The sequence below is a fragment of the Staphylococcus caseorum genome (genome assembly GCF_049943195.1).
Classification (GTDB): Bacteria; Bacillota; Bacilli; order Staphylococcales; family Staphylococcaceae; genus Staphylococcus; species Staphylococcus equorum_A.
On sequence record NZ_JBNFUA010000001.1, the window covers coordinates 1287757 to 1310644 of the forward strand.

The window sequence follows — 22888 nt, forward strand, 5'->3', positions numbered from 1 at the left end:
CACACTATTAACAGTTTACAATACGTTTTGATGCTTGTGAACTATAAACACGTGTATTTGTCGAAATTTTTTAATTATTTTTGTCTGATTCTTTATTTATTTTGTTTAATGCGCTTTGTAACTCGTCTTTTGCAGCATCTATTTCTGTTGTTTGTTCGTCTACATTTTTGTCACTTGCTGATTTTGTTTCATTACCACCACCATAAGGAATAAATGATGCACCTACTGATAAATCAATATATCCTGACTTTTTCAATTCGCCTGATTCATCACGTTCTAACGATTGAGACATTTGCGGATAATATTTCATTTTATTAGCAATCGTATTGAGATTACCAAGAATTTGAATGTCATCAGATGTGAATAATTTGATTTGATTTTGTAAATTTTCTTGAGGATCATATTTAATTTCTGCAATCATACCTCTCACATTTGCTGGCATTTTTGCAAGTTCATTAATAATTTTTTCTTTCTCCTCTTTTTCAAATCCTACTAATATGGGTCCATCATCCGTTGCATTACCATCATAGTTTTTCAATTCTGTACCATTTTCTAGAATAGGCACATAATTATCTTTCTTTTTCGTCATTCCAACAATTTGATTTTCAGTGACTTCAACCGTTAATTTGTTAGGCATTTGTTTCGTAATTTTCGCGCTTTTTATCAATTTGTTGTCTTTTAATTTATCCGTCGCTTTTGAAGTGCTATATGTGTACATTCTGGAGTTGTCTTTAACATCAATCGCTTTATTGATTGCACTTTTGGAAACATTATCATTGCCTTTTATTTCCACACTGCTTATCTTACTTAAAGGCGTGAACATATATATAAGAATCAAAATGATAATAAATAACAATACACCAAATACTGAATATTGAATTTGCTTTTGTCGTTTTCGACGTTTTGCTCGTTTTTCTTTTAAGTATTCAGAGTCAAATTCACTTACTTTATTAGTCATTCATTTTCACACCCTTTAAAAAGAAGGTAAGTGCGCTTGGAAACTTTTTATAAATTTATTTCCACGCTCTTCAAAAGTATTGTATTGATCCCAACTTGCACAGGCCGGTGATAAAAGTACAACGTCATTTGGTTCTATAGCGTCTTGTATTTTATCGACTGCATCTTGTACGTCAGTCGCCGTTATTACGTATTTGCCCTGACTTTCACCTAGCTTCACAAATTTACTTTGCGTTTCTCCAAATGCGACCATCACCTTGACGTTTTTCATATAAGGAATAAGTTCATCAAAGTCGTTACCACGATCTAAACCACCACATAACCAAATAATTGATTGATCAAATGAATTTAATGCAAATTGTGTTGCAAGTGTATTGGTTGCTTTTGAATCATTGTAATATTTATTCGTTTTGTTCGAGCCGATATATTGTAATCTATGTTCAATACCAGAGAATGTTGTAAGACTATCAATGATTGCTCTTACTGATACACCAGCTAAAAGTGCAGCTAAAGTCGCAGCAAGTATATTTTCTAAATTATGTTCACCCGGTAAAACTAAATCATCTTTATGAATGATTCTAAATCCTTTGAACACAATAAAACCATCTTTTACATAAATACCATCAACTTCTTGTTGTGTAGAAAAGTAATAGGTTTTGGCACTTAATGATTCCGACTCAATTAAATGACGCTGGTGATAATTACAGATTAAATAATCGTCCTCTGTTTGATTTTTATAAATTTCTTTTTTAGCATTTTGATAGTTCTCTAATGATTCATGATAATCAAGATGTGCCGAGTATATATTTGTGATAATAGCAATATGCGGCTTGTATCGATCTATACCAAGTAGTTGGAATGAAGATAGTTCCGTAACTAAATAATCACTTGCTGTGACCTCTTGAGCTACTTTAGAAGCGACATATCCAATATTCCCTGATACTTTACCTGTTACTCTACTTTTTTGAAACATATCGCCAATTAATGACGTTACTGTAGTTTTACCATTTGTACCTGTGACACCAATAATAGGTGCTTCTGATATCAAATAACTCAATTCAACTTCTGTTAAGATTTTCAAGCCTTTTTCTACAGCAGCTTCAAGTAAAGGTACAGTATAGGGTATTCCAGGATTTTTAACTATAATATGATTACTATCAAGTAAAGACAGCGGATGTTCTCCTCCAATGACTTTAATCCCTCTATTTTCTAAGTCTTTCGCATGTGAGTCTTGGCTTAAATCTTTGCCATCATTAACTATGACATTCGCGCCCAACTTATTTAACAACTTAGCTGCTTCATAACCACTTTTCGCTAAACCAATTACTAATACATTTTTATTTTCTAACCCTGTATATTTCAGCAATTTAATTCACTCCAATCCATAGGCCGATTAGTCCTGAAATCAAGCCTACTGTCCAAAATACCGTAACAACTTTCTTCTCATTCCAACCAACTAATTCGAAATGATGGTGTAATGGTGACATTTTAAAAATTCGTTTGCCTGTTAATTTATAAGATGTAACTTGAATAATTACTGATAAAGTTTCTGCAACAAACACAAAGCCAATAAAAATGAGTGATAATTCTTGGTTTAGCATAATTGAAATTGTGGCAAATATACCACCTAATGCCAAACTACCTGTATCTCCCATAAACACTTTAGCTGGGTTTAAATTGAATGGTAAGAACCCAACTAATGCAAAAATCATAATAATACAGAATAGACCGATAGATGTAGCACCTTGGAAATACGCCATAATTGCATACATAACAAATCCAATTATAGATAAGCCTGTTGCGAGTCCGTCTAAACCATCTGTTAAATTCACTGCGTTAGAGAACCCTACTTGCCAAAACACAATAAATAATACATATGCAATGGATAGTGGTATTTCTGTATTCGTAAATGGAATATGTATTCCTGTAGAAAAATCAGTTAAATTAAACGCTTGGCTCAAAATGAAGAAGATGACTGCTATCGCAATCTGTGCTAAAAATTTTTGTTTACTTGTTAATCCTTCATTGTTCTTTTTCACAACAATGATGTAATCATCTATGAAACCGATTAAGCCAAACCCTATTGTTACAAATAATAGTAAAATTATTGGGTTAGGATTTTCCATAAAAATAATTGCAAGTATCGAAGTTACAATGATACTAATCAGGAAAGTAAGTCCACCCATTGTAGGTGTGCCTGTCTTTTTCATATGACTTTGTGGGCCCTCTTCCCTGATACTTTGCCCAAATTTCATTCTTTTTAACGTTGGTATCAATACTGGGACTAATATAAAAGTGATTAAAAGTGCAATAATTGCGAGTAAATAAACCATATTATGCTCCTTTATATATTTAATTGGATTATTTCTTAGTGCTAAGTGGCTACAATATGTATAGAGGTAAGTAGCTTTACCAGTTATTTAATTAACGTCATACGCTACTAAATACTGACAAGCTACTATTTTTGAATACCTCATAATCATGAAACAAATATTCTAACATGAGTTAAAATTGAAATCAGAAGTTGTGCTAAATAAATTTATTCTTTATCTTCTTTGTTTTCTTCATTGTCTTTAGATTTTGATTCGTCATCAGCTGTTTCTCCATTTATTTCTTCAGAAGACAACGTTACTTCTATCTTATCTTTTTTACTTATCTTTTGACCTTCTGTTATAGATTGCTCAGAAACAAATCCGCTACCTTTGGTAGTTACTTTTGTATTCGTGAGCTTTTCAAATGCAATGACTTCTTCTTTAGTCCAACCGGACATATTTGGCATCGTAACATCGCCATCAGTCAATAATAGCACTCTACTATTAGGCAATACCTCTTTATCTGCAGTAACAGATTGTTTTGTGATTTTCTCACCGTCACCTATAACGATAGGTTCTAGAGATTTACTATTCACTTTGTCTTGTGCTTTTTGTGTTTCTTGACCTTCAACATCTGGCACTTTGCTGTATTTCACATCTGATTTGTCTTTAGAATTTTTATCACCAACATTCAGATATTTCAACGTGTTCTCCATAATTGGTTTAAAGGCCTTACTCACACCACTTTCATATGCTTCTTGATCATTTTTCTGAGCTAAACTCATACCAGCATAAACAACAACTTCAGGGTCATCTTTTGGTGCATCACCGATAAAGCTTACGAAATATGGATTTTCACCCTCTACGTATCCACCATTATCTGAATCCGCTACTTGTGCTGTTCCGGTTTTACCTTCTATTTCATAACCATCGATTTTATAGTTTTTAGCATTACTGTCTTCGCTGTTAACAACCTTATCCATTTCAGTACGTACTTTTTTAGCCGTATCTTTTTTGATTGGTTTACCAGCGATTTCTTTTTCACCTTTGTAGAAAGTATCATTACTTACAGGATTAGATACACTATCTATAAACCACGGTTTCAACATATTACCTTCATTATAGAACGCTGATTGCGCTTGTAACATTTGTACTGGTGTTACAGTCGTTGATTGACCAAATGCAGATGTTTTTTGTTGTGCTTCATTATCCCATGCGATGTCACCAGTAGCTTCACCATCAAACATACCGTTCGTTGATTCACCGAATCCAAATTTTTCATACCATTCTTTCATCTTATCTGAGCCAACTAAATCTTGTAAATGCATCATTAGGGTGTTTGAAGAATATGTGAAACCAAGTGACATTGGTATCTCTCCCCAACCTACTTTGTTCCAGTCGGAAATTTTCGATCCCATGACTTCTCTTGGTTCTGCCGTATATTTTTTATCTGGTTTAAATTCTCCTTCTTCAATTGCTGCCGCTAAACCAAAGTTTTTAAATGTGGAACCTGGTTCATACGTATTTTGATACAAATCATTCGCCCATTTTTTACCAAAATCTTCGCCAGTTTCTGGGTTGAACGTAGGTCGTTGACTGTATGCAAGAATTTCACCTGAATCTGCATCCATGACTACAGCAAATAAATCTTTCGGTTTATAATGCTCAACCATTCCATCTAGTGCTTCTTCAACAAAGACTTGAATGTTGGAATCTATAGTTAAATGGACATCATCACCGCGTTGTGGTGTTTTCTCTTTTTTTGTATTTGGCGCAATGTAGCCCCAAATATCATGAATGTAAGATAACGCACCTTTTTGTCCTGATAAATAACTATCGAATATCTTTTCAACGCCCATAGCACCATTTAGTTCCCCAGTATCAGGGTCTTTTTGTGCTATGCCAATAAGATGTGACGCAAAGTTACCATTAGGATAGAAACGTTCAGTTTCTGGATAGAGCGTGACACCAGGTAGATTCATTTTCTCTATCTTTTCTTTTTCTTGATAGGTTAAATCAGAACCTTTTTGTCCAAATTCAACTTGAAATGCTTTCTTATTATCCAGTCTTTTTTCAATATCTTCCTCAGACATATCTATCACTGTCGCTAATTTCTTCGCAGTTTCTTTTTTGTCTGTAACATGTTTCGGTTTCTCGCTGCCTTCACTCGCTTTTTTATCAACAATAGCAACGACTTTATATCTTTCTACGTCTTCTGCTAGTACTTTTCCATTACGATCATATATTTTTCCACGTTCAGGTTGCTCTTGGCTTTGGACTAAATATTTTTCGTTTGCCTTCATTATTAAATCTTCGCCGGAAGAGTGCCCTGTCAACATAATATATGAGTATCTTAAAACCAACGTAAAAAAGAGCAGTCCAAATCCGAGAACGAGTAGGACTGCCCCTATTTTACTTTGTTTAATTAGAAAGTTCGGTTTTTTAAATCTAATTTTTCGCTTCGCCATTATTACGCACTACCTTTACATTGTCGTTCTTAAGGCTCATTCCTTCGTCTTTTGCCTTATCGTAAATGCGTTCATATGAAGAGTTCTTTTTAATTTCAGATTCTATTGCGCTGTTTTCACTTGATTGTTGTTCGATTTTAGTATCTAAATCTGCAATTTTTCCTCGAGTATCATACGCATCCATTTTTAAAGATAGCATATAAATACTTATTAAAGCAATTACTGTTATAAGTCCTATGTATAACATTTTCTCAAACTTTGTAAGTTGAACTACTACTTTGCGTTTTACGGTTTTGGTTTTAGGTTGCGTTTTAGGTTGTTTCCTCGGTTGTGATTCGGGAATCTGTTGTTCTGATCCATTATAAGGTTGATAAATCTTCTCTACTGCCACTCATCATTCACTCCTTATTTCAATATTTCTGCAACACGTAACTTCGCACTACGCGCACGGTTATTTGTATCTAGATCTTCTTCAGCAGCGGTAATGGGTTTACGGTTAACGCGTTTCAATTTAGGCGTGTACGCTTCAGGTATGACTGGCAATCCCCGTGGAACATCTGGACCTTTTTCATATTCTTGAAACATCTGTTTGCATAATCTATCTTCCAATGAATGGAAAGTTATGACTGAAATTCTACCATCAATTTTTACTGCACCTATCGCTTGTTCTAGTGAATCTTCGAATGAAGATAATTCATCATTCACTGCAATTCTAATTGCTTGGAAAATCCTTTTTGCAGGATGTCCGCCTTTTCGCCTAGCTTTTGCAGGTATACCTTCTTTTATTACATCAACGAGTTCTAGCGTTGTTTCGATTGGCTTTTGTTCTCTGTTCTGTTCTATACGACGCGCAATTTGTTTTGAAAATTTTTCTTCGCCATATCGATGAAAGATTCTGACTAATTTTTCAAATTGCCAATCATTTACAACTTCATAAGCTGATAACGATTGTGTTTGATCCATTCGCATGTCTAATTTGGCATCGTTATGATAACTAAACCCACGTTCAGCTACATCCAATTGTGGACTGGACACACCTAAGTCGTAGTAGATGCCATCTACTTTTTCAATATTCAAATCATTTAAAATTTCAGTTAATTCTCTAAAGTTGCTATGGACAAAGGTCACTTTATGTAAGTGTTCTTTCAAAACTTCTTTAGCATTTTCAATCGCTGTTGTATCTTGGTCGATTGCTATAAGCCTACCTTCGTCACCCAATTGATTTAATAAATAGAGGGCATGCCCTGCGCCACCTAATGTACAGTCGACATAGACACCATCTTCTTTAATATTTAAATAATCAATGGTTTCTTTAAGCATAACGCTGACATGATGAAACAAATTTAACTCCTCCTATTAAAAATCAAAATCAATCAGGTCTTCAGCAATATCTTCGAAACTATCTTCAGATTCTTCATAGAAACTGTTCCAAGTTCCTCTATCCCAAATTTCAATACGATTTGAGACACCTATTACTGTACATTCTTTGCTTAAGTTAGCGTATTGTCGCAAGTTTTGCGGAATGTTAATACGCCCTTGTTTATCCAGCTCTACTTCTACGGCTCCCGAGAAGAACATACGCATAAATTTACGTGCGTCCTTTTTATTCATTGGTAATGTCTTCATCTTCTCTTCGATAATTTGCCATTCTTCCAAAGTATAGCCAAACAAACATTTGTCGAGGCCTCGAGTGATTATAAAACGTTCATTTAAGTCATAGCGAAACTTGGAAGGCACTATCATACGTCCTTTTGTATCCAACTGATGCTCGTATTCTCCCATGAACATTTATAATCACCTCACCTTCTCATATATATAATTTACCACATCTCACCACTATCCTCCACTAATTATACAAATATAACCATAATTTCTTATTCAACGTAAAAAAACACCCGATTCATCAAAAAGATGAATCGGGTGCACCCTTACTGTCTCTAAGGTTTTATTATAATATGATCAAAAGTGTAAGAAAGTGGTGGATAAGTGGAGGGATTGAACACATTCATCCCAAAATCATTCATAATTTGTAAAGGGTTCCATATTCTTTCTTGTAACCCTCCCATTGGATGAAGTGTGCCACTTAATACTTTGAAATGTTTCATGCTAATTTCATTTTCTCGTTCAATATTTAATAAATATCTATTTATCAAATAGTCGTATTGCTTTTGATGAATTGAATTATTTTTTTCTAATAACAATGTATTATCATTGTTGCCTTTTACTTCTGCTTTTAGCGATTGATACAGTGTTTCTTGCTGTGCTTTCATTGATTCAATTTGATCAATGAATGTTTGAGATGCTTGTGCTCTAACAAATTTTTGTTTAGCATCTTCAATTCCATTTTCGATAATTTGGTTTTTATCCAGTTGATATTGTGCTATTAATTTTTCAATTCTGTGATTAATATAAGTAATTCGTAAGCGTGGTAAGACGATTGGCATTGAAACATCCAATGTTCTAAACACATCGTTTAATTCGGTCCAATACTTTATTTCACTTGGTCCACCAATAAAGACAACAGTGTTAAATAACCATTCTTCCATAACAGGTCTTGTTACCACATTATTTGAAAACCTTTCCGGCTCTGAATCTACTATATCTAAAACCTCTTGAAGCGTCATTGTTTTATCTGATTTATTCAAATAGAATTGACCCTCTTTGAATGTCAGTAATTGTCTCATATTATCTTCGTGTAAAAACAAATGCACATTTGTATCTGTTTGAATCATTTGCTCCAAACCACTTGCTGTTGTTTGTGATTGTGTTTTTCTAAAGGCTGCATCAACATCAAGATGATTTTCCACAATTTTTCTGATAAACGGTTGCTCTAATCGACGTAGTTCAGAATCATTAGCGTCCAACAATAATAAACCATATGTTTTAAATACTTCATGTAGCAATGCTTTAAACATATCGGACCAACTATCATGTGCATCAATAATATTACGACACATTTCAATTAAAGGTCGTGAATGTTCAGTTTCATTCAGTTGTTGGAAAAATTGATTCAAAGTTTCCTTGAGCTGAGCTTTATCAGGATTATAATGTGAGACACTTGCTTCTGGTGGCTCCATTGTATGATATTTGATTTTATGTAACTTAGCATCTTGATTATTATATGCATAAGTATGATTTACTTCGTCAAAATCATGATCTTCCCCTGCAATCCAAAACACAGGTACGACATGTTTATTATAATCTTTAGATAGTTGTTGGCTTAGTGTAATAATAGAAAATATTTTATGGAATGTATACAAAGGTCCACCAAATAAACCTGCTTGTTGTCCGCCAACAATTACTTTTGCGCCATCACTTAATAATTTAATATTACTTTCTTGTTCCTCAGTCAAAGATAAATCGCTCATATAATTTCCAATCACTTGCGCTAATGCAACTTCTCTTCCATTATTTTCACTTAGAAGTCTTTGTTTATAGTTATTCTTATCCATTGCATCTAAATGATAAAACTGAGCTAGTGTTGAATCACTTTGTTTAATTTTTGAAATAAATTGATCTTTTTCGTTAAGTTTCATAGTCATACAATCCATTCGTAATTCTCCTTATGTTACTCTATTCCTAATCAGTATAAAGTTTATGTACTATATTGACAATTTAACGGCTTAAAATAACCTGTATTTTTTACTTTTTAATTCAATGCACATACTATAATAAACGATTTTTGAAAAAGTGTGTTTATGTATTTGAAATAAGCATTGTATACAGTCTACTTTAACAGTATGTTTCCCGTCGTCATTTTTGTGAAATATCATTAGAAATAAGGTATAATAAAATATAATAGTACAAAGGGGGAAGACGCTATGAGTAACGTAAAACGTCTTGATATAAATTATAAAACAGACGAATTATTCGAAGATTTTAGAAACTTCGGCAACAAAGATTTGTATATGGTTGATGAACTTCGTGGAGAAATGATAGATGCGAGTTCAGATTCACCTTTTTATGGTATTCAAATCGGAGATAGATTAGGTGCAAGAATGGCATTGTATCGTAAAGGCGATGTTGAAGAAGTCTACTTCCCTGATTTCGACGATTACAACGTATTGTGGAAATTAGAAGTATTAAACGACTTTCAGAATCGTGGTTACGGTAAAGAGTTGTTGGATTTTGCAAAAAAACAAGGACTTCCTATTAAAGTAATTGCTCGTAACCAATCTAAAGCATTCTTTATTAAACAAGGATTCAAAGATGTAAATGCAGTAAACAAAGATGGACATGATGTTCTAGTTTGGACACCATAAAAGAGTACGAAAGATAAAACATATGTCTCAGTTGTTTTATTTTCATTAGCAGTCTGATGCTAAATGCATTTGTTTTCAGCTTTAAAAAACTACGCGTCTACTTTAATGTAGACGCGTAGTTTTTTACGACCGCTTCAACTCTTGGAATCCTCTTTTAGTTATCCGAAAAATAGCAGGGGCTCGAAATCCAATTTAATTTCGTATTCCTGCCCCTTTTTTATTTCATATAAATTAATAATTCATTGAGTGATTTTATTGTATAATCCGGTTTGATATCAGTTTCATTTATTTTATTTCTAGGATTAAACCAACACGTGTCAATTTGGGCATTTTTACCGCCTAAAATATCTGATGTCATAGAATCCCCGACGATTATGGCATTATCTCGTTTGTCTTCACCAATTTCCTTAAATACATAATCAAAAAATTCAGGCATTGGTTTTTGGTAACCTGTTTGTTCTGAAACAAAAACGCCTTTAAATAATTGACCAAACTGTGCCTTCTCAATACGTCGCTCTTGCGTTTCTAACACACCATTCGTCACAATATATAAATCATGATTTTGTTTTAAATACTTTAAAGTTTCAACTGTGTTAGGAAAGAATTTTATTGGTGCTTTCGCTAATTCGTCTCTAAATATGTGATCCGCTTCTTCACCATCCACTGTCATTTCATGTAAATCAAAATATACTTCAAATCGCTTACTTAGAACCTCTTCTTTCGTTAACTTATTAATTTGAAAAGCTTCCCAATGCGCTTGATTCACTTTCATAAAGGTTTTTAAATCGTCATGATTAGCGATCAATTTATATTTTTCTGCCATTTTGAAAAATGCATGTGATTCCGCATCATGAAAATCTACGATTGTATCGTCAAAATCTATGAGTAGACTTTTAGAATTCATTTTTATTTCCCCTCTTTTTATACATATTCATTAATATAATTGAATACATTTATTGCTTTTATTCACTCAATAACAGTATACACATTTTGAACATACAAAAAAATGGCCAAGGTTATCACCTTGACCACTACTTCCTATTTTAATAATTAGAATCCAAACAATTGACCTAATAATCCGACACCGCTTGATACAATATCTACAATACTTGTCCCTAATTCTACACCATTACCTGATTGTGCTGCTTGTATAGTATTTGCGATAGCTTCTGCTAATTTAGACATAAAAATCTCTCCTCTATTTATAAGTTTTATAGTTTATTTTTACTAGAATCCGAATAATTGTCCTAATAGACCTACACTGCTTGATACGATATCTACAATGCTTGTCCCTAATTTAACTCCGTCTCCTGCAATTCCTGCCTGTACTGTTTCTTTTATTGCGTTAAATAAATCTGACATATTGATTATCTCCTTTAAAGTATTATTTTTTAAAATCTACTTAGATTAAAATCCTAACGCTTGAGAAATTAATGCTGCCCCATTAGAAATGATGTCTAAAACGCCACTTCCAATTTTCATGCCATCTCCTGCAATACCAGCTTGTACTGTATTTTTAATTGCTTCAAATAAACCTTCCATTATAAACACTCCTTATAAAATAAGATTTCTCTGACTGAAAATTATGTTTAAAGTGATACTTATAAAATATGTTTTATTTGTGTATCACTTATTATGTATAATATAAGATAATATTTGATTATATTGTTCGAAATTCCTTACTTAATCATAAAATCGCTGTATCTGTTATTTAATTGCTAGTTTGAAACAGTTATGAATCCTTAATTGTATTTCGCACAATTAAATAACTTTTCATAATGTTGGCGGATTATTAATTTTTTGTAAGAAAAGCATTGATTTTATCAGAATTTTTTAAAATTAATGTATAATCACAATTAATTTGTAGTATGCTGATATAAATAAATTCAACAGACTATATGAATAGATTGGGAGGAACATTATGAAAGCAGTGCTTAAAATTAATAAGCATCTAAGTTTAAGAGAGGCTCAAGCAAGTGACATTGAAGATTATCTCTCAGTCCCTTTTAATGAAGAGCTTTTAAGAATGTATGGCTCTGAAATAAATTCAGAAACTGAAAAGCAAGAATCTGGTGCTAAATTATTAATCGCGAAAATTATAGCTAACCCATATGAATGGGTTATTGACTATGACAATTTATTTATTGGACAAGCTCGTTTAACTTTAGATGAAACAAATAATAAATCTAAGTTTGCAATAGGTATATTTAATCCACAGTTTTGGAATAGAGGAATTGGTACTCAAGTAACACAACACATTTTGGAATATGCCTTTAATGACTTAGGCCTCCATAAAGTTTATTTAAGAGTCCTTTCATATAATTATAGAGCTATAAATTCTTACAAAAATGCAGGTTTTATAATTGAAGGTAGCGATCGTGAAGGTTCATATATAAATGGAAATTATGAAACCGACTTATATATGAGCATCTTATACGACGAATTTAAAAGTAATTTCATCAATAAAGGTAAACATTAAAAAAGAAGACTCCAAAATTGGAATCTTCTAGTAATCTCTATAAAGTCACTGTTCCTTTTCAATTTAAACCTCTTTAACAAAATTTCTATTTGCGGTTATAAATGTACCATTCATTGTTTTAAGTCGTGGCGTACCCTTTGAAGATGCTACTACTTTTTGAATAGCTACTTTTTCATTAACCTTAAGCTCTGTCAAAGCTTCACCACTAAAGTCCCTATTTTGATATTCCTTACAATCTTTTGTAATCATCACTGTTTCAGGTTTCTCATAAATATATTTATTGGCGTTACTAGTAGCAACACGATAAATAAACTTTTGATTGGCTGTTAACACTAATCCATCCACTGTGATAAGTCTTGGTGTATTCTTTTTAGTATAGCCAATGTCTTTAATTTCTATTATCTCACCTATTTCAACATTAACATCTGCACGTTCTTTAAACTCCAGATCTTTATATAAATTGACCTTTTTCGCTATACCAATCGTTATTGGATTATAAGTGAAATATTTATTAGGCGCCTCTGTCTTTCCAGATTTTTTATCATTCACAATAAATTCAGATTTAAAATTTTGTCTATTAAGTTTGAGCGTCTGCGCTGCGTTAGGTAAATTCATGTTAATTGTATACTTCTTATAGTTATCGTGAATTAAATTAATGTTAAAGTCAAAATTGCACTTACTTAAATCTTCAGTTTTTACGTATAATCGATGCTCATCTTCAGAGAATTCAACTTCGATTGCGTTGAGCTCATAATTAATTTCAGTAAGTAACACTTGATTAATTGTAGTTTCTGGAGCTTTATAAACTCTTATAACTTCTCTTAATTCATCATCAATAAGATGCGTGCCTTCATAAACAGCGAATAGTTCTTCTTTCATTGGTAAATAATCTTTTACAGATTCAGGCATTAAAAAGTGAATTTGATTATCTTTCACATATCTATCTGCTTTTCCACCTTTTAATAGCATGCCGATAAAGTCAAAAAGTTTCTCATATTCTTTATTTATAAGCATTTGATAAATATTTTTATATTTATCTCCAATGATATAATCTTCAACGTTTTTATCATGTTCATTTAAAGTATCTATCATTTGTTGAAATAGACTATAGAATACATCTTTATTTTCACTTTTTACAAATCTTCTATTATTAAATAATCTAGAAACGAAATCTACTTCTACAAGTCGACTTAATGATTGAAATTCTGCCGTTTTAGGTATATCCAATTTCAACACTTCTTGTAGTACCAATAAATTAAAATGTGTTTTTTCTATAATATTTGTTTCACCTACAAGTGATTGATTATATGAATATCTATTCACATGATAAACAGGCGTTGAATTCATAGAAGCTGTTTTACATTTAGAAATTGCATTGATAAAGAACAATTTATCTTCACCAAATTTCATATGCTTGAATTCAATATTATTATCAATAATGATATCTCTTTTAATAATTTTACCTGGTGGTCCTACAGCTCTAAAAATCTTATTAATTTCATATGGTACTAAATTATTTGCAACTTTATATGAAGTAAATCTTCCTAATTTGCTAATTGCTTTATCTGTATGTTTAATACTGTGTCCAAACGCAACATCTGAATTATTCTCTTCAGCTTGGTTTAATAGCGTCGGTAAACCAGTTGAATCTAACCAATCATCTGCATCAAGAAAAGTTATGTATTTTCCATTCGCATTTTTAATGCCTACGTTTCTAGGTTCAGCAGGACTACCCGTGTTCTCTTCTAATTTAATGAGTTTTAAAAAACTGTATTTATTTTTATATCCTTCAATTATTTTTAATGAGTTATCACTAGAACAATCGTCTACAAATATCGCTTCAATTTTATCTTCATTAATATTTAATGCCCCAATTGATTCTATACATTCATTAAGAAATAATTCTTTGTTGTACACTGGTACAATGATAGACAGCAATTTTTCCAATTCCTAATTCCCCTTTTAGATGATTTAGTATTCATTATATAATATAAATGATTACTTAAGTATTTTTTATAAAAAACAATCCCTACTTATTTCTATAAGTCGTTAAATTCTTAAATATGTATAAAAATCGTTCGTTATGTATTTATTAATATTTTAAAAACTACTACCTAAAAATAACATAAACGGTAATACACAACACTTTAAATGGAATTATTTTAAAATACTTATCATTCAAGTATTTAATGCAATGGAAATTATAATTGAAATGCGCATCCTCTTTATATTTATAGCGTCTATTATTGTTAATTACTTTACAATATCATCTCCATAATTTGTAAAAAAACCTTTCACTCCTATTTTTTTCAAGGACTTATAGTCATTCCTACTGTTTACAGTAAATGCGTGTACTTGCATAGCATTGTTTTCAACACTTTCTATAAGCTTACGATCTATTTTTTTATGCGAAACTCCAACTGCATAACTATAACTACTTATACTTTCTAACATATTATTATCTAATTTGCTTAATTCATTATCATAAATCAATTTGACCAATGGTATGTTTTCATTCTCATTTTTAATTGTTTTTAAAGCTTTATCATCGAACGCTTGTATAACGATGTATTTAGAGTTAAATAACTTTTTATTTTTTAATTTTTCTACTGCAATATGTGCCATATTGGGATTATCTTTAGCGTTTTTTAACTCAATATAGTATTTAACATCGTTACCATATTGGTCTAAAACCTCATCTAAGGTTGGAACCTTCAAATTTTGATTTTTCTTATCTCTTAACTTCAATTTTTTTAGCTCTTCAATTGTATAGTCTTCTACCCTACCTTTTCCATTTGTAGTTCTATCTATTGATTCATCATGCATAACGACTAGATTATTATCCTTAGTTATTTGTAGATCCAGTTCCAAATAGTCAATATTCATTTCATGAATCGCTTTATTATATGCTGGAAAGCTATGTTCAGGTTCATAACCACTAGCACCCCTATGAGCAATAATTAAAGGTTTCTTTTCAGTACCTTCATAGCCTTTAACTTTTGGTATGAAGATTATTATAGATACTATAATAATCAGAATGATCCCAGGTAAAACATATGTATAAAATGATTCTCTCTTAATTGATATCGCCCCATTTTGTTTTAAAAAACTATAAAAAATACATTTTTCTTAATTCTTTAATTATATTGCATTATCCATATATTTAATATACCATATCATACTTTTTTTACATTCATACTTTTTCCTCCTCATAATAAAAAGTCGACATGAATATGCCGACTTAAACAATTGATAATATTTTTGTGTTGTGTTAATTTATAGATAGAAAAAGGGCAACACACTTTAAGTGTATCGCCCAACTGAGCCCGTTAAAAAGACGGTGGCTTTAAAATGATAATTTATATAAAAATAACCATTTAACCGGCCAAAGTTAGCGATGGTTATTTTTTATGGTTTAATTTAACAACTGTAATAACTAAACCCAACAAGGTAACGATGAAAGTACCGAAACCTAACATTAAGTGAAGCGCTTCTACAATTGAAACCACACAAGGCGTCTCCTTTCTAAAGTTTTTAACGGTACTTTCATAAGCACCACCTCACTTTATACTGAGATTAGCCACCATCTATCCAACTTGCTCGCTCTAATTTTACTATATTTTTAATCTATAGACTATTACTTTTGTCGACCTATAGAATTTGATTATATTTTTATATTGTGGTAATTTATAGATAGAAAAAGGGCAACACACCATACGTGTATCGCCCTAGTGAGCCCGTTAAAAAGACGGTGGTCTCGTTTAATAAATGATTAAATAACCATCAAACTCGGTCAAAGTTAGAGATGGTTATTTTTTATGGTTTAATTTAACAATTGTAATAACTAAACCTAATAATGTAACGATGAAAGTACCGAAACCTAACATTAAGTGAAGCGCTTCTACAATTGAAACCACACAAGGCATCTCCTTTCTAAAGATTTTAACGGCACTTTCATAAGCACCACCTCACTTTATACTGAGATTAGCCACCATTTATCCAACTTGCTCGCTCTTATTTTACTATATTTTCTAATCTACTGACCATTACTTTTAATGACCTTTTTTCACTGCGTTATGATCAAAATATTTCAAACTGATAAGTATAGGATTAAAAAAGAACCCCGTCGCAACTATCCTATTTCAACAAGTTTTATAATACCTATCTTTTCGAAAGTAAAAAACTTTTAGTTACTATACAAAAATCAATGTGTGATTCTAATACAGTAAGTATAAAAACTGAAAATTTATATATAGAGTCCAAAAAATACAAAAATTATCGTAAAACCTAATTGAACCCACCTATTCAATTAGGTGAGTTTAAAATGATATTTATCTAGTCATAATAGTAAAGAAAAGCACAAAATCACCAAGGAACAACGTCATTATTATTTGTAAAAGTTATATTTTTAATATTTTTACCTTTTTCTACTAAATCAATAACTCTTTTGATACCTACATCAATTGAGTTTGCTCCCATTTGTTTAGCAGTTTCTGGGTCTAGACCTCCAAATTCTGTGGCTACCATTCCAGGATCAACTAAATCTACAGTGATATCATAGCCTTCTTTTTCTAATTCTTTTGATAATTGAATAGAATACATATTTAAAGCTGCTTTTGATGATTGATAACCAGCGACACTTGCACCATATACGATTGAATCCTTATCTAAAGCTGAATTAAGAGACCCCATCATACTAGACATATTAATGATTTTTGCTTCTTTCACTTTTTTGAGTAACGGTAATATTGCTGAAGTTACATTCATAACTCCAAAAACATTAACATCAAACTCATTTTTCACTTTAGTGACATCAAGTTTAGATGGACTTGACGCTTCTAAAGCTATACCTGCATTATTAATTAAAACATCTAAAGAGTTTATTTCTCGAGCTGCATTCTGTACAGAGTTAATATCAGTAACATCTAGTTGAACTGTAGTCACGGACAAGCCTTTTAACTTTAATTCTTTCACAATAGATTGACCATCTTGTAAACTTCTATCACCTAAGATAACATGATAGCCTTTCTCCGCTAATACTTTTGAAATTTCTTTTCCCATTCCTCTAGTAGCACCTGTTACTAGTACTTTCTTTGGGTTATCCATACTTTAAAATCCCCTTTTCATATTAACGTTACAAACATTTAATAATTTCCCTTTTGAACTAAATACAAATATTATCGCTTTATTGGCTTTCAGACTAAAAACTACTTACTTATTTTGTTTAGATTTGTGTATTCTTATAGTTCTCAATTTCAATGAATTTATCTTTTCTGATATTTAATCTCCTAGTACTTAGATAAATTACAGATTGACTTCATATATCAAAATTTTTAGACATACTTTAAAATGTTTTGGTTTCGAATATTTTATTTATCTTTTGATTGATTTCTTTGAACACATTCATTACGCAATTTCGATTTGAAGAATATAAATTATTTTCAAATTCTTCAAGTTTTTTAAACTATTTTATCTCCACAATATCTTTCAAATTAACCTTACTTAATACTATATCTTCATAAAAATGTAGTATTTGTGTGTATGCATCTACTCTGTGTATATAACCTTCTTTAGTTTAAATATAGCCATCAACAAAATATCGTAATTCTATAGATGGATCATGATACATTTTAAATATTAAAGTATCGTTTAAATCGTTCCACTGATCATCATTTAGTATATATCTATTTTATTTTGATCTTGTTTAAATTGATTTAACATTTCATATTGTTCAGGCATTGTAACGAATGGTTATGTGTATTTTATAAAATATAGACTAATTTGTATAATATGGTTGTATTTTTAAGAAGAAATAAACATATTATAAATATTAAGCAGTTCTTTTTTATTACGTTCAATATGTTTAATATGAAAGCGTGCCATAATAGTGTATACTTATTCTAATAAAATTAGAAATGAGATTATTATGAAAATAGTAGAAGTGAAATCTAAGAATGGTATTAATTTTATGATTTTAGATAGTAATAATGAACCTATAATAGATGCAGTACGCTATTTGAAATATCTGGATAGTGTCAAGAAAAGTCGGAATACTAAGAAAACTTATGCTTACGCACTAAAAAAATTTTTTATATATCTAGAGTATAAGGAAATAAAACATCGAGATGTTAGTTTTGATGATTTTGTTGATTTTGTAAGATGGATGAGAGCACCTTTTGAATATGAAAATGTTCTTCCTTATAACCAAAAAGAATCAAAAAGTAGTGCCAAGACAATTAATCTGACTATTACTGTAGTGTCCAATTTTTACGACTATCTTTATAGAAGTAAAAAATTAGAAGTTAATTTTTATGATTTTTTAAATACTAAAGGTAAACATCATAAAAAATATAAAAGTTTTATGCATCATGTAAACAAAGATTATGGAACGTTAAAAAATATTTTGAAAGTTAAAGAACCAAAGAGAAAATTAGAAGTACTAACTAAGGCGGAAATAAAGATATTATTAGAAGCAGCTAATAATATAAGAGATGAATTTTTAATCCAATTATTATATGAAACTGGATTACGCATTGGAGAAGTACTATCGTTACGTATTGGTGATATCAAATTTGATTTTAGGAAAGGCCACCAAATAGTTTTGAAAAACAGAAACAATAGTAACGATTCATATTTAAAAACTGGAGAGAGGAAAATTTTTATATCTCAATCTTTAATTGATCTATATGATGATTATGTATATGAAATAATTGATGATCTTTCCATATGTTCTGATTATCTTTTTGTAAAATTAAAAGGTAAGAATGTGGGAGAAGCTATGCATTATAATGATATATCTTCATTATTTAAAAGATTAAAATATAAAACATCTATAAACGTCCATCCTCATTTATTCCGTCATACACATGCAACTATTTTTTACAATGAAACGAAAGATATTAAGCAAGTTCAAGAAAGACTTGGTCATAGTAATATACAAACTACCATTAATTTATATGTTCACCCAACCGAAGAAGATATACGTGATGATTGGGATAAAGTAAAACATCAATTTCAAGTTTTTAATAAAGGGGAATAACTATGTCAATGCCACTTAATTTACCTACAAACAACATTTTGGTTGATGAATTATGCACAATACAAAGTAGAACGATAAATATAAAAGGAGAAATTTTAATAACTGAAATTTATGATGATTACTTTTTTAAACATGATGTATGGCATATTTCATCTTTTAATAAATTCAAGCAATTTCAAGATAATCTTAAAAGCTATAAAGACAAAAGGAAAAATATATTTTTTAGGATTAATAATAAAAATTTGAATTTAGAATTTAAATACATTTTTTTGAAACTTTTGGTTAAAGAGGATTGGTCTTTAGGTAGTGTATTTAATTCTGGAGCTGTGAAACTCAATAAAGTCACTGAGTTCTTTAATGATGCTTATCCTGATTTAAATTCTTTACTAGATTGTGATATTAATATATTAGAAAAAGACTGGTTTAAATGGTTAACCAAAAATAATATTCCAATAAAAAGACAATCATCAACAATCGTTTTTGGTGAATATGAATATAAAAGTGGTTTAGCTTCTTTTTTAAAGAACATGTATATTAATCTGAAAAAATTTATTGATAAGAGAGAAGAATGGGAAAAAGATAAATGGGATATTAGGAACTTAGAAAAGTATGGACTGAGTTATAATAAAACACTTACTGGTCACTATTTGAACTTTGAAAAAATTGATTCAATCAAAATACGAGAAGCAACAAAAAAATATTTGAAAAATCGTTTGCTAACTGGTGACATAGCATTTGGTACTGCAAGATATTATATAAGAATATTAACTAGATTTTTCCAAAGTATAACTGAAAAAGAAAAAACATGGTCTGATTTAAATAAATTAGATAGATATCATATCGAATCATATATAGATTTTTTATTTGAATATGCTAATAGCAAAAATGTAAAAAGTTCGAATAATTTTGTAAAAGAAGAATTAAAAGCAATTAGAAGGTTCCTAAATGATATCACTATGCAAAATTATAATATAGCTCCATCACAGGACATTCGTTTTTTAATTTACCCACAAGACTTTCCTAGGTATGAAAAGAAAAACAATAGCCAAATTGATTATATTCCTGATTTTGTACTTGAACAGCTTTTTGAGCATATAAATGATTTGCATAAAGATTTAATACCAGTGGTTTGGGTAGCTTTTAAAACGGGTCTGAGAATTTCTGATGTATTAACTTTAGAAAATAGTTGCCTTGCAAAAGTTAATGGGAAATTTTCAATAATTACTGATATTGCTAAAACCTTTGTAAAAGGACATAGAATACCAATTGATGACAAATTGGCTGATATAGTAGCAGTTTTAATAGCTAATTCTAAAATAAATAGTACAAAAGATAATAATCCCAATAATTACATTTTCGCTATTTACAAAGGAAAAAGAAAAGGGATGCCTTTCACACAGCATATGGTTAGGGCTCATTTAAATCATTTAGCAAAAACTAAAAATATTGTTGATGAGCAAGGTGAAATATTTCATTTTAAAACTCATCAATTTAGACATACTTATGCAGTAAAATTATTAAATGGCGGAGCAGATATATTAACAATACAAGAATTATTAGCACATTCTTCACCTGAAATGACTCTTAGATATGCTAAATTACTTGATGATACAAAAAGAAAGGCTTTTGAATCAGTTATTGATCAAGGTGCCTTTAGTTTCGATGTCGATGGTAAAATCAAAAATATACAGCATAGTAGTGAACTATCAGAAAAAACATTAAATTCTTTATGGCAAGAACATAAATTAAACGCAATGGACAACCCTTATGGCACATGTCATGCTAGATTGAATGGTGATTGTCCTTATATGGAAGCACCCCCATGTTTAACATGTAATTCTGGTAAACCATGTAAGGATTTAGCTATTGGCTTTTCTGATTTAGACGTTGAAAAATATGAATTACATATCAAATCAACAGTTAAGTCAATAGAATTAGCTAAAAATTATAATAGAAAAGACATGGTTGAAAAGCATACTAATATATTAAATAAATACGAAGAAATCTTAGGTAGTATAAAGGATGGAAGTATTATATTTGGTAGAAGTAATAGACTAAAAGTATAGAGGTTAATATGGAAAATTTTAACAGGAAAGAACAATTGAAACAGTTACATGCAGAGCGGAAAGCTAACACTGAGAGAAAAGTTACTACAGCAATAAACGATTTGATTCAAAGGAAGGAAGAAATTAATTTTAATATTGTTTCAAAACATTCAAGTGTCTCTAAAGCCACTTTATATAACAATAATGAAATTCGTAAAAGAATCGAAGAGTTACGTGAAAAAAACAAAGAAATATTTGTGAATAAAAATAAAAGTGACGGAAAAGATGCATTAATTGCTTCGTTGAAGAGGAAAGTAAATTCATTAGAAAAAGAGAAAAAGTCTCTAAAAGAAGAACTTAGTACTTTATACTCCAAGATGTATGAGGAAATTTAAAATAATCCTATTAATAATAACGTTTGTCATATCTTTAAATAATATGACAAACGTTATTATTAGATAATTTATGGACTTTATTTTTTTTATCAAGTAAAGTAAAAGAATTGTTGATTGTATCAATTTGTAAAATTTTCCCAGTATAATTAAAAATATACCCATCTTTCCAATAATCAATAGAACTTAATTCACCAGTATGTAATTTATATTGGAAAACATAGTTTATATTAGTCAAAGTATCCTCTGTTAATAAAGGTTTGTCATCCTTATTTTGGTCTTTGATAAACTTATTTAAAATTTCGAATTGTTGGGGGAGCGTGGCAAAAGCTTGCCATTTGATTTTTCCACGACCTTGTGGGATTTTAGGATTTAAATATTCTCTTGGTATTTTTCTGTAATCTGTTTCGTATTTATATTTATCTGGAGCATTAGGATTTGGAATAATAAAGATCACCTCATATCAATAGTAGAACATATGTTCTATTAATTCAAGTGAAAAAAGACTATCATTCTGGATAGTCTTTTTATTATGCTATTGATTAAATTGTTTTATTGTATCGCCAATTTCATCTCTTACACGTTGAAATTCTGACCAAGCTTTACCAGCTGGATCATCAAAGCCCCAATGTTCTTTTTTTACATTAGGTGGGATGACTGGACAATTTTCATCAGCGTCACTACAAAGTGTAACAACGAGATCTGATTGTTTTAAAATTTTATTATCGATTAAATCAGAAGTATGGTTTGATATGTCATTATCCACTTCTTTCATAGCTTCTATTGCCTTAGGATTTACACCATGTGTTTCAATACCGGCAGAATATACATTCCATTTATCGCCAAGTATTTGTTTACCCCAACCTTCAGCCATTTGACTGCGACAAGAATTACCAGTACATATAAAGTAAATTGTTTTTTTATCCATAAATAG

General features: G+C 30.5%; 24 protein-coding genes. 5 read left to right on the forward strand and 19 right to left on the reverse strand.

Annotation, left to right across the window (positions count from 1 at the left end; translation table 11 throughout):
* Positions 1-70: 70 nt before the first annotated feature.
* From ACP3TL_RS06710 to bshC, 8 genes are all read right to left on the reverse strand, one after another.
* On the reverse strand, positions 71-958 hold the full coding sequence (locus tag ACP3TL_RS06710) for a cell division protein FtsQ/DivIB (RefSeq protein ID WP_285325520.1): 888 nt from the start codon (positions 956-958) through the stop codon (positions 71-73).
* 15 nt (positions 959-973) lie between these two features.
* On the reverse strand, positions 974-2323 hold the full coding sequence (gene murD, locus ACP3TL_RS06715) for a UDP-N-acetylmuramoyl-L-alanine--D-glutamate ligase (protein ID WP_069832909.1): 1350 nt from the start codon (positions 2321-2323) through the stop codon (positions 974-976).
* Position 2324: 1 nt separating this feature from the next.
* The gene (mraY, locus tag ACP3TL_RS06720) at positions 2325-3290 is read right to left on the reverse strand and encodes a phospho-N-acetylmuramoyl-pentapeptide-transferase (RefSeq protein ID WP_069816284.1); all 966 of its coding nucleotides are present in this window, start codon (positions 3288-3290) and stop codon (positions 2325-2327) included.
* Between the two features lie 206 nt (positions 3291-3496).
* Entirely contained in the window at positions 3497-5737 is a 2241-nt protein-coding gene (locus ACP3TL_RS06725) for a penicillin-binding protein (RefSeq protein ID WP_069816286.1), read from the reverse strand.
* Entirely contained in the window at positions 5718-6128 is a 411-nt protein-coding gene (gene ftsL, locus ACP3TL_RS06730; RefSeq protein WP_021338689.1) for a cell division protein FtsL, read from the reverse strand. Before ftsL ends, ACP3TL_RS06725 begins: the two co-directional genes overlap by 20 nt.
* Positions 6129-6142: 14 nt before the next feature.
* Entirely contained in the window at positions 6143-7078 is a 936-nt protein-coding gene (rsmH, locus tag ACP3TL_RS06735; protein ID WP_069832910.1) for a 16S rRNA (cytosine(1402)-N(4))-methyltransferase RsmH, read from the reverse strand.
* A gap of 15 nt (positions 7079-7093) precedes the next feature.
* Complete coding sequence (mraZ, locus tag ACP3TL_RS06740) at positions 7094-7525, reverse strand: division/cell wall cluster transcriptional repressor MraZ (protein WP_069832911.1); 432 nt, start codon at positions 7523-7525, stop codon at positions 7094-7096.
* A 149-nt stretch (positions 7526-7674) separates the two neighbouring features.
* Positions 7675-9288: a bacillithiol biosynthesis cysteine-adding enzyme BshC gene (gene bshC / locus ACP3TL_RS06745; RefSeq protein ID WP_069832912.1), complete on the reverse strand. Its 1614-nt coding sequence runs from the start codon at positions 9286-9288 to the stop codon at positions 7675-7677.
* A 270-nt stretch (positions 9289-9558) separates the two neighbouring features.
* Here bshC and ACP3TL_RS06750 point away from each other — a divergent pair, with 270 nt between their 5' ends.
* A complete protein-coding gene (locus tag ACP3TL_RS06750; RefSeq protein WP_021338686.1) occupies positions 9559-9999 on the forward strand; it encodes an N-acetyltransferase in 441 nt (146 codons plus the stop codon).
* Positions 10000-10216: 217 nt separating this feature from the next.
* Here the strand turns inward: ACP3TL_RS06750 and ACP3TL_RS06755 are convergent, their stop codons facing one another.
* From ACP3TL_RS06755 to ACP3TL_RS06770, 4 genes are all read right to left on the reverse strand, one after another.
* Complete coding sequence (locus ACP3TL_RS06755; RefSeq protein WP_069832913.1) at positions 10217-10903, reverse strand: YjjG family noncanonical pyrimidine nucleotidase; 687 nt, start codon at positions 10901-10903, stop codon at positions 10217-10219.
* Positions 10904-11049: 146 nt separating this feature from the next.
* The gene (locus ACP3TL_RS06760) at positions 11050-11184 is read right to left on the reverse strand and encodes a beta-class phenol-soluble modulin (RefSeq protein ID WP_069816297.1); all 135 of its coding nucleotides are present in this window, start codon (positions 11182-11184) and stop codon (positions 11050-11052) included.
* Positions 11185-11226: 42 nt separating this feature from the next.
* Complete coding sequence (locus ACP3TL_RS06765) at positions 11227-11361, reverse strand: beta-class phenol-soluble modulin (RefSeq protein WP_069816301.1); 135 nt, start codon at positions 11359-11361, stop codon at positions 11227-11229.
* 45 nt (positions 11362-11406) lie between these two features.
* Positions 11407-11541 (reverse strand): beta-class phenol-soluble modulin, encoded by a 135-nt coding sequence (locus tag ACP3TL_RS06770; protein ID WP_069832914.1) that lies wholly within the window; start codon positions 11539-11541, stop codon positions 11407-11409.
* A 379-nt stretch (positions 11542-11920) separates the two neighbouring features.
* Here ACP3TL_RS06770 and ACP3TL_RS06775 point away from each other — a divergent pair, with 379 nt between their 5' ends.
* Positions 11921-12478 carry a GNAT family N-acetyltransferase gene (locus ACP3TL_RS06775; protein ID WP_285325519.1) on the forward strand — a complete coding sequence of 186 codons (558 nt, stop codon included), beginning with the start codon at positions 11921-11923 and terminating at the stop codon, positions 12476-12478.
* A 63-nt stretch (positions 12479-12541) separates the two neighbouring features.
* On the opposite strand, the gene ACP3TL_RS06780 is transcribed toward ACP3TL_RS06775, so the two are convergent.
* From ACP3TL_RS06780 to ACP3TL_RS06800, 5 genes are all read right to left on the reverse strand, one after another.
* Entirely contained in the window at positions 12542-14425 is a 1884-nt protein-coding gene (locus ACP3TL_RS06780) for a glycosyltransferase family 2 protein (protein WP_069832916.1), read from the reverse strand.
* 306 nt (positions 14426-14731) lie between these two features.
* Positions 14732-15598, reverse strand: coding sequence for a glycerophosphodiester phosphodiesterase family protein (locus ACP3TL_RS06785; protein WP_317134759.1), 867 nt, complete (start codon positions 15596-15598; stop codon positions 14732-14734).
* 281 nt (positions 15599-15879) lie between these two features.
* Positions 15880-15987 (reverse strand): putative holin-like toxin, encoded by a 108-nt coding sequence (locus ACP3TL_RS06790; RefSeq protein ID WP_081325319.1) that lies wholly within the window; start codon positions 15985-15987, stop codon positions 15880-15882.
* 300 nt (positions 15988-16287) lie between these two features.
* Positions 16288-16395: a putative holin-like toxin gene (locus ACP3TL_RS06795; RefSeq protein WP_081330575.1), complete on the reverse strand. Its 108-nt coding sequence runs from the start codon at positions 16393-16395 to the stop codon at positions 16288-16290.
* Between the two features lie 448 nt (positions 16396-16843).
* On the reverse strand, positions 16844-17584 hold the full coding sequence (locus tag ACP3TL_RS06800) for an SDR family NAD(P)-dependent oxidoreductase (protein ID WP_285336897.1): 741 nt from the start codon (positions 17582-17584) through the stop codon (positions 16844-16846).
* An 820-nt stretch (positions 17585-18404) separates the two neighbouring features.
* Here ACP3TL_RS06800 and ACP3TL_RS06805 point away from each other — a divergent pair.
* The 3 genes from ACP3TL_RS06805 to ACP3TL_RS06815 are packed head-to-tail and all read left to right on the forward strand — an operon-like array spanning position 18405 to position 21957.
* On the forward strand, positions 18405-19517 hold the full coding sequence (locus ACP3TL_RS06805) for a tyrosine-type recombinase/integrase (RefSeq protein WP_069821059.1): 1113 nt from the start codon (positions 18405-18407) through the stop codon (positions 19515-19517).
* A gap of 2 nt (positions 19518-19519) precedes the next feature.
* A complete protein-coding gene (locus tag ACP3TL_RS06810; RefSeq protein WP_069821058.1) occupies positions 19520-21583 on the forward strand; it encodes a site-specific integrase in 2064 nt (687 codons plus the stop codon).
* A gap of 8 nt (positions 21584-21591) precedes the next feature.
* Positions 21592-21957: a DUF6262 family protein gene (locus ACP3TL_RS06815; protein WP_069821057.1), complete on the forward strand. Its 366-nt coding sequence runs from the start codon at positions 21592-21594 to the stop codon at positions 21955-21957.
* A gap of 34 nt (positions 21958-21991) precedes the next feature.
* Here the strand turns inward: ACP3TL_RS06815 and ACP3TL_RS06820 are convergent, their stop codons facing one another.
* Positions 21992-22402, reverse strand: coding sequence for a YolD-like family protein (locus tag ACP3TL_RS06820; protein ID WP_069821063.1), 411 nt, complete (start codon positions 22400-22402; stop codon positions 21992-21994).
* Positions 22403-22489: 87 nt separating this feature from the next.
* Positions 22490-22882: an arsenate reductase (thioredoxin) gene (gene arsC, locus ACP3TL_RS06825; RefSeq protein WP_069821056.1), complete on the reverse strand. Its 393-nt coding sequence runs from the start codon at positions 22880-22882 to the stop codon at positions 22490-22492.
* Positions 22883-22888: the final 6 nt, after the last annotated feature.